14 protein-coding genes and 7 tRNA genes are annotated in these 12,800 nt (G+C 44.7%); all 21 read right to left on the reverse strand.

The window, feature by feature from the left end; all coding sequences use genetic code 11:
* Nucleotides 1–97 precede the first annotated feature (97 nt).
* Nucleotides 98–176, reverse strand: a tRNA-Leu gene (locus tag KGMB01110_RS06175).
* 64 nt (nucleotides 177–240) lie between these two features.
* Nucleotides 241–774 (reverse strand): ECF transporter S component, encoded by a 534-nt coding sequence (locus KGMB01110_RS06180; protein ID WP_117603193.1) that lies wholly within the window; start codon nucleotides 772–774, stop codon nucleotides 241–243.
* Between the two features lie 342 nt (nucleotides 775–1,116).
* Nucleotides 1,117–1,189: transfer RNA gene (locus KGMB01110_RS06185), tRNA-Lys, on the reverse strand.
* A gap of 40 nt (nucleotides 1,190–1,229) precedes the next feature.
* Nucleotides 1,230–1,301 (reverse strand) — tRNA-Gln (locus KGMB01110_RS06190).
* A gap of 17 nt (nucleotides 1,302–1,318) precedes the next feature.
* Nucleotides 1,319–1,392 (reverse strand) — tRNA-His (locus tag KGMB01110_RS06195).
* A gap of 5 nt (nucleotides 1,393–1,397) precedes the next feature.
* Nucleotides 1,398–1,471, reverse strand: a tRNA-Arg gene (locus tag KGMB01110_RS06200).
* A 54-nt stretch (nucleotides 1,472–1,525) separates the two neighbouring features.
* Nucleotides 1,526–1,596, reverse strand: a tRNA-Gly gene (locus KGMB01110_RS06205).
* Nucleotides 1,597–1,601: 5 nt separating this feature from the next.
* Nucleotides 1,602–1,676: transfer RNA gene (locus KGMB01110_RS06210), tRNA-Pro, on the reverse strand.
* A 190-nt stretch (nucleotides 1,677–1,866) separates the two neighbouring features.
* Complete coding sequence (locus tag KGMB01110_RS06215; protein WP_117603268.1) at nucleotides 1,867–2,346, reverse strand: metallophosphoesterase family protein; 480 nt, start codon at nucleotides 2,344–2,346, stop codon at nucleotides 1,867–1,869.
* Between the two features lie 80 nt (nucleotides 2,347–2,426).
* Nucleotides 2,427–3,026, reverse strand: coding sequence for an XTP/dITP diphosphatase (locus tag KGMB01110_RS06220; protein WP_117603194.1), 600 nt, complete (start codon nucleotides 3,024–3,026; stop codon nucleotides 2,427–2,429).
* A 3-nt stretch (nucleotides 3,027–3,029) separates the two neighbouring features.
* Nucleotides 3,030–4,187 carry a THUMP domain-containing class I SAM-dependent RNA methyltransferase gene (locus KGMB01110_RS06225; protein ID WP_117888826.1) on the reverse strand — a complete coding sequence of 386 codons (1,158 nt, stop codon included), beginning with the start codon at nucleotides 4,185–4,187 and terminating at the stop codon, nucleotides 3,030–3,032.
* Between the two features lie 219 nt (nucleotides 4,188–4,406).
* Nucleotides 4,407–4,670, reverse strand: coding sequence for a 30S ribosomal protein S18 (gene rpsR / locus KGMB01110_RS06230; RefSeq protein WP_117603196.1), 264 nt, complete (start codon nucleotides 4,668–4,670; stop codon nucleotides 4,407–4,409).
* 33 nt (nucleotides 4,671–4,703) lie between these two features.
* The gene (locus KGMB01110_RS06235) at nucleotides 4,704–5,156 is read right to left on the reverse strand and encodes a single-stranded DNA-binding protein (RefSeq protein WP_119297831.1); all 453 of its coding nucleotides are present in this window, start codon (nucleotides 5,154–5,156) and stop codon (nucleotides 4,704–4,706) included.
* A 16-nt stretch (nucleotides 5,157–5,172) separates the two neighbouring features.
* Nucleotides 5,173–5,460, reverse strand: coding sequence for a 30S ribosomal protein S6 (gene rpsF, locus KGMB01110_RS06240; RefSeq protein ID WP_117603198.1), 288 nt, complete (start codon nucleotides 5,458–5,460; stop codon nucleotides 5,173–5,175).
* Between the two features lie 120 nt (nucleotides 5,461–5,580).
* Nucleotides 5,581–5,769 carry a DUF951 domain-containing protein gene (locus KGMB01110_RS06245; protein ID WP_117603199.1) on the reverse strand — a complete coding sequence of 63 codons (189 nt, stop codon included), beginning with the start codon at nucleotides 5,767–5,769 and terminating at the stop codon, nucleotides 5,581–5,583.
* A gap of 205 nt (nucleotides 5,770–5,974) precedes the next feature.
* Complete coding sequence (gene srtB / locus KGMB01110_RS06250) at nucleotides 5,975–7,027, reverse strand: class B sortase (protein WP_119297832.1); 1,053 nt, start codon at nucleotides 7,025–7,027, stop codon at nucleotides 5,975–5,977.
* A gap of 350 nt (nucleotides 7,028–7,377) precedes the next feature.
* Nucleotides 7,378–8,475: a glycerol dehydrogenase gene (locus KGMB01110_RS06255; protein WP_119297833.1), complete on the reverse strand. Its 1,098-nt coding sequence runs from the start codon at nucleotides 8,473–8,475 to the stop codon at nucleotides 7,378–7,380.
* Between the two features lie 62 nt (nucleotides 8,476–8,537).
* Nucleotides 8,538–9,329 carry a transposase gene (locus KGMB01110_RS06260; protein WP_117888824.1) on the reverse strand — a complete coding sequence of 264 codons (792 nt, stop codon included), beginning with the start codon at nucleotides 9,327–9,329 and terminating at the stop codon, nucleotides 8,538–8,540.
* Nucleotides 9,330–9,582: 253 nt separating this feature from the next.
* A complete protein-coding gene (locus KGMB01110_RS06265; RefSeq protein WP_170141693.1) occupies nucleotides 9,583–10,188 on the reverse strand; it encodes a histidine phosphatase family protein in 606 nt (201 codons plus the stop codon).
* Between the two features lie 276 nt (nucleotides 10,189–10,464).
* Nucleotides 10,465–11,058, reverse strand: a complete 594-nt coding sequence (locus tag KGMB01110_RS06270) for a cob(I)yrinic acid a,c-diamide adenosyltransferase (protein WP_117603204.1) — start codon at nucleotides 11,056–11,058, stop codon at nucleotides 10,465–10,467.
* A gap of 98 nt (nucleotides 11,059–11,156) precedes the next feature.
* The gene (locus KGMB01110_RS06275) at nucleotides 11,157–12,797 is read right to left on the reverse strand and encodes an ABC transporter ATP-binding protein (RefSeq protein ID WP_119297835.1); all 1,641 of its coding nucleotides are present in this window, start codon (nucleotides 12,795–12,797) and stop codon (nucleotides 11,157–11,159) included.
* Between the last annotated feature and the right edge of the window lie 3 nt (nucleotides 12,798–12,800).

Here is a 12,800-nt window from a genome sequence, read left to right on the forward strand (position 1 = left end):
TCTATCCCCATTATATCCGGCGCTTTTACATTTTTTCAATAAATAGAAAATGAGATTTGTCACCAATATATAGTGCCAAATCTCATCACTTTTTCTCTGCGGTCAGTGGGACTTGAACCCACACGGTTGCCCACTGGCTCCTAAGACCAGCGCGTCTGCCATTCCGCCATGACCGCAAATGTCGTACCTGTATACTATACACCATGCGCTCTTGACGTGTCAACCGCGGCAGAACCTTTTTTATTTCTGCTTTACTTCATAAGCCATCTGTCTCATATCCGGAGCCGCCATCAATACCGGATACAATACTGCTGCCAGAACCAGTCCGCCGACTCCCTGGATAATATTTGCCGGAATACTTGCTGCCGCTGCTGATGCTCCATACAGGAAGGATTCGCATACAAAATATCCACCTGCTACAAAGATAATATCAATCACGCCACCTAAAATTACGGCTACATAACGTGACTTGGAATTCTTTCCAACACTCTGATAGATCAGAGCAGATACCAGAGCGATCAGTCCCTTGATTGCAAATGTAATCGGTACATAGACAAAATATCCTCCCAACAGATCCGCCATCGCAGAACCGATTCCTCCTGCCAGCAGACCATATACCGGTCCCAGAATCACGCCGGACAAGATTACAACTGCATCTCCCGGATGGATATATCCGCTGGTTCCCGGTGTAGGAATACGGATTGACATGGTTGCTACACAAGCCAATGCGGCAAAAAGTGCTGTCATCACAATTTTCTTTAAATTAGAATTCATAGTATTACCTCTTTCCTCATTTGTTTGCCCTATTTACGACTGCACTTACTTTACCGCAATATTGGTTCGATTCAAACAGCCAGTTTATCAAAATTTAAGCAAGCCAGTTTTGTTTTCGAACTATCTCCCTGTTTTCGCTTATTTCTACCGCTTTGGATCGGCTGGATACCTACCTAAAAAAGGCATGATTTTGTACCACGCTTTTACCACGCAACACCATTTTCACCACGCATTTACCACGTTTTCCTGTGCGTTTCTGTGGTGTTAAGTGGTGCTAACAGGAATACATAAAAATAACGGAAAACCCATTGTTTACAAGGTTTTCCGCCATTTTACTAGTCCTGAGCGTGCGGGGATTCGAACCCCGGACAACTTGATTAAAAGTCAAGTGCTCTACCACCTGAGCTACACGCCCATATTTAATTTTGAATGGTTCACTTTTCAGCTACCCAAAACTGGGCTAGCTGGATTCGAACCAGCGAATGCAGGAGTCAAAGTCCTGTGCCTTACCGCTTGGCGATAGCCCATCAATCAGACTTAAAAGGGTGGGTAGTGGGACTCGAACCCACGACATCCAGAACCACAATCTGGCGCGCTAACCAACTGCACCATACCCACCATGACGAGCCTGGGGGGATTCGAACCCTCGACCTACGGCTTAGAAGGCCGTTGCTCTATCCAGCTGAGCTACAGACTCAGAAAGACTTTTTCTCTCGCTATTGAATCCTTATAACTTATATTGTTACAGGAAAGCGGGTGATGGGAATCGAACCCACGTATCCAGCTTGGAAGGCTGGTGTTCTACCATTGAACTACACCCGCACAAATCGGGGTGACAGGATTCGAACCTGCGACCTCCTGGTCCCAAACCAGGCGCTCTAGCCAAGCTGAGCCACACCCCGTCAGTCGCATGTCGTTTGTGCGATTTCTTTAGTACCCCGCGACGCAAGAATTATTATATTACAGAGAATCCATAATGTCAACAAAAATTTTCATTTTTTTCAAAATATTTTTTTGAAGGCCTTTTCAGCACCTCTCGCCATGCTTTTCCTCGTTTTTCACCGTGATTTTGCACAAAGAACCATAGTTTTCCTACAAAAATTTCTGCTCGAATTTCAAATCCCCTTCTTCATCCATTTCCATAATCATATAGCTTCCCCGTCTGCCTTCCTGTCTCGGATAGGACACACTTCCCGGATTCAACACCGTAATATCCTCATCCTGTTCAAAATACGGCCGGTGTGTATGCCCGAACATCACCACATCCGCCCCGATCGACAATGCTTCTTCTTTTAAAATTTCCGGTCCGGTTGACACATGATAATGGTGTCCGTGGGTAATCATGATATGATGCGGTCCCAGATCAAACTCTTCTTCATACGGATGGGGTGCAAAAAAATCATTATTTCCGCGCACAATATATTTTGGACATTCAAACATCACATCCAGATAGATTTCTCCGCCTTCCACATCCCCCAGATGGATCAGCATATCAAACTCTCCCTCACGCTCCAGGATCTCATCGACTCCTTCATGTCTTCCGTGAGTATCACTTATTATTAACGTTCTCATTTCTTTCATTTCCTATAATTTTTCTTCTCTGGTTACTCTGTACTTTCCTTCCGGATTTCCGAATTATCGCCTTATCTATTCTATTCTTTCGCTTCTATCACAACACGCATCGCACGAAGTGCTTTTCCTCTGTGGCTAATGGCATTTTTATCCTCCGGGGACAATTCTGCTGAAGTACAGCCATATTCCGGCAGATAAAAAATCGGATCATAGCCAAATCCATTGGCACCGGCACTCTCATACGCAATCCGGCCTTCCATATTTTCGCGCACAACCTTTTCCGTACCATCCGGGAACACTGCTGCCACCGCGCAGGCAAATCTTGCGGTTCTCTTTTCCTCTGGAACATCTTTCACCCGATCCAGGATCAACTGGTTTTTTATCTCGTAAGAGGTGTTTTCTCCCGCATATCTGGCTGAATAAATCCCCGGTTCTTTATTCAGGGCATCCACTTCCAGACCGGAATCATCCGCCAGCACAATATCATTCGGAAGAAGCTTTGCAACCTCACGCGCCTTGATCAGTGCATTTTCCTCGAAGGTTGTTCCGTCTTCTATAATTTCCGGATCTACGCCCACTTCTTTCATCGAAATCACCGGCATCCCCAGATCTTCTAAAATCTGTCGGATCTCTATCATTTTATGTGCATTTCCTGTAGCAAATACAATTCTTTTCCCCATGATCTATCGTTCCTCCCGATGCTTTCTGGGCGGTTTCGGTCCCAGAAACTGATAATAATAGGTCTTAATCATTCCATTGTAAATCTTACGGTTTTTATCTGCTTTGCGTCCAAAATACCGCTCTGCATCCTCATAAGACGTGATCATATATGCGGACCAGGAATCCAGCTTTTTGAAACTTTCTCCAAATTCCCGATACAATGCCGGCAGAGTTTCTTTTTCATTTAATCGCTCTCCATAAGGAGGATTGGTGATCACAAAACCATATTTTTTCGGATGGCTCAAATCTTTCACCGCGCGCTGCTGAAAATGAATCATATGATCCACACCTGCCACCTGTGCATTTTCTCTGGCCACCTTAATCACATCTCCATCGATGTCATAGCCCTGGATATCCACTTCCACATCACGTTTTACCAGATCATTTGCCTCATCCATCGCGTCATACCACTGCTTTTTCGCCACCAGATTCGTCCAGGCCTCCGCCGTAAAAGAACGATTCATTCCCGGTGCAATCGAAGCCGCCATCATCGCTGCCTCGATCGGAAATGTTCCGCTTCCGCAAAACGGATCGACCAGGATCCGGTCTGCCCTCCAGGGTGTCAGCATGATCAACGCAGATGCCAATGTCTCCGTAATCGGCGCTTTACCGGACAGTTTACGGTATCCTCTTTTGTGAAGGGATTCTCCCGAGGTATCCAAACCGATCGTCACCTGATCCTTCATCAGAAAAACGCGCACCGGATATTCTGCTCCATCCTCTTCAAACCAGCTTTTATGGTATTTACTCTTCATCCGTTCCACCATGGCTTTTTTCATAATAGACTGGATATCAGACGTACTGAACAGTTTACTTTTTACAGAAGAAGCCTTTTTCACCCAGAATTTTCCATTTTCCGGAATATACTCTTCCCATGGAAGTGCTTTGGTCTTATCGAACAATTCCTCAAAGGTCACCGCCTTGAAACTGCCCACCTTAACCAGAATTCTTTCCGCAGTTCTCAAAAATATATTTGCCTGACAGATGGCCTCTTCATCTCCGATAAATGTAACCCTTCCATCTTCTACCTGCGATATTTCATATCCAAGATCCAGGATTTCCCGTTTTAAAACTGCCTCCATTCCAAAATGGCAGGGTGCGATCAATTCAAATCTTCTCATTACTTCCTCTTTCTTCCTCTTGTAAGACTCACTGTTCTTTCACTGTTTTTATTACTGTCGGTCCTATGCTCCGTTGCTCTTGATTTTTGTCCTTTTTGATATTCTGTACTCATTCTATCTTACGTTCTGCCCTTGCAAAAGTCAAGCCATGCAAAAAGCCGCCACTGTATTCTTACAGTGACGGCCGCTATTGCTTTCTAAGCGCTTCTACCGCTCTGATTACTCAGCTGTATACGGCATAAGAGCGATGTGACGTGCTCTCTTGATTGCTACGGTAAGAGCTCTCTGATGTTTTGCGCAGTTTCCGGTAATTCTTCTCGGAAGAATCTTACCTCTCTCAGAAACATATTTTCTAAGCTTTGCTACATCTTTATAATCGATTTCATTATTTTCTTTTCCACAGAATACGCAGACTTTTTTTCTTCTGCGAACCGGGCCTCTTCTTCTGAAACCGCCTTCTGATTTACCTTTTTCGTAAGCCATCTTGCATATCCTCCTTATATAATGGTAAAGGAACTAATTAAACGGTAGCTCTTCATCAATTCCATCCGGGATATTCATAAATCCATCACCTGCGTCCGCACTCGGAGCCGGTCCTGGTGTCGGGTTAGAAGCCGGTGCATGATAACCTGCATTTGCTTCGCTGGAAGCCTTGCTTTCTGCGAATTCCTGCTCTTCTACTACAACTTCTGTTGTATAGACTTTCACGCCATCACGATTCGTATAGCTTCCGGTCTGGATTCTTCCACTGACACTTACGCGCATTCCCTGACGGAAATACTTCTCTGCAAATTCTGCGGAACGTCCGAATACCACACAGTTAATGAAATCTGCGCTCTGCTCGCCGTCTCTTCTGAATCTGCGGTCTACAGCCAGTGTAAATCTGGCGATTGCCAGTGGATTCTCTCCCTGAGAATATCTAACTTCCGGGTCCCTTGTCAGTCTACCCATCAAAACTACCTTATTCATATATACCTCTCTTTTCTTATGCTTCCTGTTTTACGCATAAATATCTGAGAACATTGTCCATGATCCGCATACGCTGCTCGATCTCTGCAGGAACAGTTGCCTCAGCATCGAAGTGAACGAAATAGTAGTAGCCCTCTTTCATTTTCTGAATTTCGTAAGCAAGTCTCTTCTTACCCCATTCATCAACGTCAGTTACATTTCCACCGAAACGAGTAATCAGGTCTTTAACCTTTTCTACTACTGCGGCTCTGGCGTCGTCTTCGATCTTAGCGCTAACAACTACTGCCAATTCATACTTGTTCATGTCTTGCACCTCCTTATGGTCTCTGGCTTCCGATATGGTTCGGAAACAAGGAATTTGAATGATACCCGTTGCCGGGCAGTACATCACGAGTACTTATCTTATCACACATATCCGGGTGTTTCAACCCTTTTTTCGAATTTCCCGGGTATTTTTTTCTACCAGTCTCCGTGGCACCATCACCTGATGGCCGCATCCCAGACATTTCAGCCTGAAATCTGCACCGACTCGCAAAATCTCCCATTCATGACTTCCGCATGGATGAGGCTTCTTCATTTTAATCTCATCGCCCACTTCAAATCTGTCTGCCATCTTCTATGCACTCCTGCTTTCCGTTTTATTTCCGCGCTACACCTTTCCCCGGCTTCACGTCTTTATATCTTCTGCATTACACAAAAGTTCATCTTTTGTCTTTCATATAGCACTGTTCTGATTTTATTTTGACCACTTCAGTCAAGCCCCTGTACCTTCTACCCCATCAACAGCTTTCCCATTTTCTGGCAATCGCAATTCACGCTTACTCAGCCGTCGTATCTTCTGAATCGCCATCCGCTGTTTCTTCTTTGGTCAGCACTCCGTATACCAGAAATCTCTCGTCTTCTCTTACGTTGGTGCAGGTGGACAGCGTCACGATCTTAGAGTCTTTATTTACCTCTACCCCGGTATTATAGGAAGAAATACTCTTCGCAAGCTGGAGATAGGACTCATAATCCTCATCCGATGTATAGGAGAGACGGAAATTATCTGCCGTATCTTTCACTACGCCCGCCGCAAAAATCTGGTACGTCTTCGTTTTCCCATCCGGTGTATAAATATAGAAGTAAGGGTGATCTTTATAGAAGCTTTCCTCACTGTAATCTTTCAACTGGGAAAACATCTCGCCTCCGACTTTCAGATTATGTCCGTAAATCATGGTATTTCGGTCACTGAAATCCGATGAATTCTGATAATCCATGAAAATGGCACCCAGTTTGTTGTCGTTTGCCTGGAACGTTTTTTTTAGATAGGTGTCATTATCTCCTGTCTGTACCACCGGATAGCTGATTACTGCCGGTTCATCAAACCGGATCCATGCCACCGTATCCGGATTGATTTCTTTTAACTTGTCAAAATCCACCTGGAACTTTGCTGCCTTTTGTTTGGCTTTGTCCGAATCGTTGGACCATTCCGCCATTTTTTTCACTTCATTATATTCTGCGCCGCCGGTAAAATACGGAACCAACATTCTCACCAACTGGAAACCGGATATCAGAAAGACTGCAATTGCGATCACCAGAATCAAATTGGACACCAGATTTTTTTTCTTCTTTTTCTTTTGCCGCTTTGTCTGACGGATCGGTTCTTTTCCATATCCATCCGCCAGAGAGGTGTGGGGAGTCGGACGTTTCTTTCCTGCTCCATTTTTGTCCGCGTCCGTCGGACGGGTTGGTTTTCTGCGTTCGCCTTTTCCGCTGCTCGCAGGTCGACTGCTTTTTCTGCCTTCACGCTTTTCATGATCCGTCGGATGCACTTGCTTTCTTTTTCTGCTCTTTTCTGTATTCACCGGATGTTTTCTTCTTTCTTCCGTCATATTTATCCCCTTATCGTGTCATTTCACACTTCGTTCCACAGTTTTCTTTGCGTTTTTTCAAACTTCGCTCTTAACAGTTGCATTATAACATCCGACCGCCGCGAATACAATCACCAGAAAGTCTGAAAATCCCGCAAAGTTCAAATCTTCGAATGGCACTATACCAATAAAGCTTCTCTAAGCCTTTTTCGTGCGCCCGGCGGCAAAACAGAAGCAAAAGGCAGCCCGATAAAATAAAATCTCATCGATTTTGTTTCACCAGACTGCCTTTTTGCTATTGCCAGTAGCTTTTTCCTTTTATCTTATGCCCTATCTTCTAATTTCCCCGCTCTTTGCCGCTGCTGCTTTACTTACTCTCCCAGAAAATATCTTCCGTAAGCATCTGCTGCGTTCAATGCGGCTGCCACGGTCTCCGGAGTTACTTCGAACGGCATGTTATGGAGGGTATCATTTTCTGCGCAGGCTGCGGTTGCAACTGCCATCAGTTTTTCCTCTGTCATTTCTTCCACACCCAGTTCTTTCCAGGTTACTGGAAGTCCTACTTCGATACAGAACTCGATAACTTCTGCCAGATCTTCCTGGGATACATTTTCCAGAACAAGCTGTGCGATGGTTCCGAATGCGACCTTTTCTCCGTGATACATTCCATGGCACTCTTCCAGAACAGTCATTCCGTTGTGGATCGCATGTGCGCCTGCCAGACCTGCACTTTCAAATCCGATTCCGGAGAGTAGAGTATTGGCCTCAATAACTTTTTCCACTGCTTCTGTACATGCACCTGCTTCCAGAGCGATCTTTGCCTTTATGCCTTCTTCCATCAGAGTATCGAAGCACAGTTTTGCCAGTGCCATCGCTGCCTCTGTGGTCTTTCCGCCTGCACAGGAAGTTGCGCCGCTTCTCTTGCATGCTCTTGCCTCAAAATAAGTTGCCATGGCATCACCCATACCAGCTACGGTCAGACGAACCGGAGATTTTGTAATGATATCGGTATCCATCAGGACTACGTTCGGGTTGGCCGGAAGGAACAGGTACTCCTCAAATACACCTTCATCTGTATAAATAACGGACAGCGCACTGCACGGTGCATCTGTAGATGCGATGGTCGGGCAGATCATAACCGGTGTCTTTGCATAATAAGCAACTGCTTTGGCTGTATCAAAAATCTTTCCTCCGCCGATACCGATCACCAGATCGCAGCCTTTTTCTTTCATCAGTTCCACCAGACGGTTGATCTCGTTCTTGCTGCATTCTCCGTTGAAGAAATCGAATTCGATAGAACATTCCACTCCTGCAAAGCTCTCTTCGATCTCTGCTCCGATTCTCTTATGTCCGCCTTTGCTGATCAGAACCAGTGCTTTCTTTCCGTAAGAATCTGCATAAGTTCCCAGCTTCTTCATCTCGCCGGCGCCCTGAATGTACTTGGATGGACTGATTAAAATTTTTGCCATGATAAACTCCTTCTCTCTCATATGTTTGCGATTGTTATTTTTTTCACATGACCTGTATTTTATCACATTGCTGTTTTGATGTCCACCTTATTCAAGATTTCTTCACAAATTTCCGATACGATTTCCCGGATCCTTCGATAGGATAAATCCAGTCTCATGTGAACTTCTTCCGCAAAAATGCTTCGTGACCTTGCACTCATGCAGAATTCACCCTGTCTGAGCTGATTTTTCTTCAGAAAATCATCCAGAAGCTTTTGCGTTGCCTGGATCTGTTTTCTCTCTTTTTCTTCTTTCACATCTAAAAACAAATTCAGATCCGTTTCTTCATGAAACGCCTGAAAATTATATCTGGTTTTGAATTGGGATTTCATTTTCTTTTTTGCTGCAGAATACAGCAGATTTGAACTCGATCGCATTCCGAGATATTCCCGAATGCTGCTATATGGATACTTTTGAATTTCTTTTACAACCCCAGTTTCTTTCGGATGGTTGTGTATGTACTTGATGCAGTTCCAGAACTCCTGCTCCTTTTCAATGCACTGGCTTTCATACCTGCCGGAAAATACATGCCCCTGCCTTTCATGCCGGCAATTATATTCGCAGGAATATCTGGTATTCAAACTGTGCATATACTTTTCCAGCATTTTCTTTTCCGAGCGCAGCAGCAAATGTACATGATCGTTCATTACACAGTACGCATAAACCGCCACCGGAAATTTTTCTGCCAGTTTTTTCATTTCATTCAGGAAACGCAGTTTTTCTTTCTCCGCATAAAATACCGCCTCCCGATTGTTGCCGCAAACCATAATATGATACAGCCTGCTTTTACTCTCCTCCCTTGACCGTCTGGTCATAAACCCTCCTCATAATTTATTTAAGAATTCTGTGAAAATGTCTTGATCCTGAAACTTAGAATTGCTCACTTGGAACTGTTCATTTAGAATAATTCTGTTGAAGAACAAATAAATTAAAACCGCTCCATAAGAATCGCTGATTTAGAATATAGAAAACACAAAAGATATGGTACTTCTGAGATTAGCTTTCTCCCATCATACCATATCTTTTCCGCAAAATACAGTGCGTTTCTTTAAAATTTGATCGGAATTTTTACAGACTTACGGCAGTTTCCCGCATGAACATGCTTGTCTCTTTCAGCGTCACCTCTCGTTTCCCGTTTTTCCACCGTTCCGAATCAATCTCCAGTACGATGCCGTCTCCGTTTTCTATGGCTGAGAGCTCATTTTCTATATGAAATCCTTCCAGAATCGAGGTAATCGTTCCGCTGTGCACGATAAATGCCGCTGACATCACATCCCGTTCAACCAGGAGATCCACGGATTCTTTAAACCCCCTCAGACATCTCTTCTGAAAACTTTCCTTGGGTTCTCCCGCCGGAAACGGAAGTCTGCCAAAAGAATCCTGCCACTTCTGATACCACGGAAATTTCTGAAGTTCTTCCGCATTCCGGTTCTCAAACAAACCGAAATCACGTTCCTGCATTTTCCCCGACAGATAGACCGGCACTCCCGCATATAAAATTTTTGCCGTTTCCACGCAACGGATCAACGGGGAAACGACCACCGCTTCCACTTTCGGATATCTTTCTTTCTGTTTCTCCCATTCTTCCGGAAGTACATGCTCATTTGTCGCTCCTATATAGCGTTTCTCCTGATTTCCTCTGGTCGTAAAGTGGCGAATCATATATACTTTCATCTCCAACCTCCTTCTCGTTCTTTTCCGTTTCTTTTTCATAATTCTTGCTATCAAGAGTTCATACGGATTATTTTTTCACGGAACATCTTTGAGGATATTTTCTTCTGATTTGCACCATTAGATACGTCTGGTTCAACGTCTGGCTCAGGTTATGTTTTTCCTGATTCTCTCTTGATTATGGCTTTATCAGCTCCACTACGCAGAAAAGGACGATGTGTCCTTGACCACATCGTCCTCGATAGAGTTATCATACTCTCTTTTATAAGAAAATTCAATCTAAAATTCAATTCCTTTTCGCGCTGTGACACCTTTATCATAAGGATGTTTGATCTTGCGGATTTCCGAAACATAGTCCGCAGCTTCCACCAGCCTCGGGGCCGGATTTCGTCCCGTCAATACCACTTCCACTTCTTCCGAAATATTTTTCAGGAATTCCAGCATTTCATCTACTGAAATAATCTCATATTTCATCACTGCCATAATCTCATCCAACACTAGCATCTGATAGCCACCACCGTTTCCTTCCTCTTCTTTCGCTTCATTCCCAACTATCCGACCATTTTCTCTGTTTTCAGGTACCTTGCATTTTCCTTCGTTTACTCTTCGCCCCACTTCTTCCAGGCATTCTCTGCACACCTTCTTTAGTTCTGCCTTTTCCTGTTCCGAAAGATTCCAGTAAAATCCAAAACTTTTCCGGGGCGACAAAAGTTCAATCTCCGGTATCATTCTTAATCCTTTTAATTCTCCGGAACTGTCGTTTTTAAAAAATCGGACAAACAGCACTTTCCTGCCATAACCGGCACATCGAAGTGCCAGTCCTGCTGCTGCCGTCGATTTTCCCTTTCCATCTCCGCAATAAATATGAATCATATTCCCGCTTCCTTTATCTTATTCCTGATTTCTTCCTGTTTTTTCCAAAACACCGGGAACATCCGGTTCCAATTCCACATAAAACAATATAGTTCTTCTTATACCCTGCTGTGCATCCAAATATCGGAACTTTCTCTTTCGCAGTTCTCTGTTTCATACAGAAAGCATCGGATGGTTCGCTCACCATACAGATCTTTCTGTCGATAACTGCCCGGACATTCCTCTTCGCAACGCTTTGTTGTATACGGGCATCTGCCCGCATAAGGACAACCCACTCTGTCAGATTTCCCTTCTTTTTCCGGTGTCATGGAATCTGCGCCGACTTGTTCGCCTCTTGCCAGTCGAAACAATTTCTTCGTATATGGATGCCACGGATCGTTTTTCAACGCTCCGGCATTTCCCTCTTCTACCAGATATCCGCCATACATGACTCCCATTCGGTCGCTCAACTCTTCCAGCGTCTCCAGATCGTGCCCGATAAACAGGATGGACAGATGCTGATCTCTCCGGATATTCTTTAAAAGTGCTTTCATTTTTTCTTTGGTGGTTTCGTCCAGCCCAGAGAATACCTCATCACAAATCAGCAATTTCGGTTCCAGCAGAAGTGCTCTTGCCAGAGTCAGCCGTTGAAGCTGTCCCCCTGAGAATTGCGCCGGTCGATCCATCCCACGATCTGCCTTCATTTCCACCATTTCGAGTGCTTCCCTGATCTTTTGATCCGCCCATGGACTTTTGGCTTTCCTTCGACCATATTTTGCCCGCAAAGCCTCTCTTAGATTTTCTTCTGCTGTCATCACCGGATTCAACGCCCGATATACGTTTTGGAAGATCAGTTGCACACATTCTGCCCGAACTTCCCCTGCATCTGCCTTTGTAAGCGCTGTGATCACCTTTGCAAGTGTCGTTTTCCCACAGCCGCTTTCCCCTGCCAGACCATATATTTCCCCGGTATTTATCGTCAGGTTTATATCCTGCAATACGTTTTGCCTGCCATAACTTTTTTGCAGATTTTTCAGAATCAGGACCTCCCCTTCGCCGTGAGATTCGTTCAGAGTATTCCCGAGCCTTCCCGGTTTCTCTGCCCCGGTTCTTTCCGTCAGTTTCCCCGCTTTCAACTCACAGACTCTCTGACACAATGCGGAAACCGCTTTCCGGTCATGGCTTACCAGAATCAGTGCCAGTTCCCGATCCCGGCATACTCTTTTCAGCAATTTCAAAATCTGGCTCTGTACCGAAAGATCCAGTGCCGATGTGGGTTCATCTGCAATCAGCAGATCCGGATCCGCCGCAAGTGCCATAGCAAGATTGATCCTCTGCTGCATTCCTCCCGAGCACATAAACGGATAACTCTCCATGTATTGTTTTGCCGGAAAAATCCCCACTTCTTCCAATAAATCTTCCGCCTGCTTGTATGCCTCTTTTTTCGAACACTTCCGACTTTTGCACAGCACCTCTTTTAGCTGATCTTTAATCTTCATCAAAGGATCCAGACATGTCATCGCATTTTGCAGGATGATTCCACGCTGCTTTCCGTAAAATGTTACGGTTCCCGATCTTGTCTGTTCTTGATTATTTATGCCCGCAAGCGCCATGGCCAGCGTTGTTTTTCCAGCTCCGGATTCTCCCACGATTCCCAATCTTTCTCCCTTTTTCAGGCAAAGATTCAGCTCACGGACCACTTCCCGATTCTGCGGATATGCAATTGTAAGATGCTGTACCTCTAAAAGTATCTCCATCATTTT

This window comes from Mediterraneibacter butyricigenes (genome assembly GCF_003574295.1).
GTDB classification, from domain to species: domain Bacteria; phylum Bacillota; class Clostridia; order Lachnospirales; family Lachnospiraceae; genus Mediterraneibacter_A; species Mediterraneibacter_A butyricigenes.

Bases quoted from the DNA above. Each gene is read 5' to 3' on its own strand.
- KGMB01110_RS06180 (WP_117603193.1), bottom strand. From the start codon at position 774: ATGAATTCTAATTTAAAGAAAATTGTGATGACAGCACTTTTTGCCGCA.
- KGMB01110_RS06215 (WP_117603268.1), bottom strand. From the start codon at position 2,346: ATGAGAACGTTAATAATAAGTGATACTCACGGAAGACATGAAGGAGTC.
- KGMB01110_RS06220 (WP_117603194.1), bottom strand. From the start codon at position 3,026: ATGGGGAAAAGAATTGTATTTGCTACAGGAAATGCACATAAAATGATA.
- KGMB01110_RS06225 (WP_117888826.1), bottom strand. From the start codon at position 4,187: ATGAGAAGATTTGAATTGATCGCACCCTGCCATTTTGGAATGGAGGCA.
- rpsR (WP_117603196.1), bottom strand. From the start codon at position 4,670: ATGGCTTACGAAAAAGGTAAATCAGAAGGCGGTTTCAGAAGAAGAGGC.
- KGMB01110_RS06235 (WP_119297831.1), bottom strand. From the start codon at position 5,156: ATGAATAAGGTAGTTTTGATGGGTAGACTGACAAGGGACCCGGAAGTT.
- rpsF (WP_117603198.1), bottom strand. From the start codon at position 5,460: ATGAACAAGTATGAATTGGCAGTAGTTGTTAGCGCTAAGATCGAAGAC.
- KGMB01110_RS06245 (WP_117603199.1), bottom strand. From the start codon at position 5,769: ATGGCAGACAGATTTGAAGTGGGCGATGAGATTAAAATGAAGAAGCCT.
- srtB (WP_119297832.1), bottom strand. From the start codon at position 7,027: ATGACGGAAGAAAGAAGAAAACATCCGGTGAATACAGAAAAGAGCAGA.
- KGMB01110_RS06255 (WP_119297833.1), bottom strand. From the start codon at position 8,475: ATGGCAAAAATTTTAATCAGTCCATCCAAGTACATTCAGGGCGCCGGC.
- KGMB01110_RS06260 (WP_117888824.1), bottom strand. From the start codon at position 9,329: ATGACCAGACGGTCAAGGGAGGAGAGTAAAAGCAGGCTGTATCATATT.
- KGMB01110_RS06265 (WP_170141693.1), bottom strand. From the start codon at position 10,188: ATGAAAGTATATATGATTCGCCACTTTACGACCAGAGGAAATCAGGAG.
- KGMB01110_RS06270 (WP_117603204.1), bottom strand. From the start codon at position 11,058: ATGATTCATATTTATTGCGGAGATGGAAAGGGAAAATCGACGGCAGCA.
- KGMB01110_RS06275 (WP_119297835.1), bottom strand. From the start codon at position 12,797: ATGATGGAGATACTTTTAGAGGTACAGCATCTTACAATTGCATATCCG.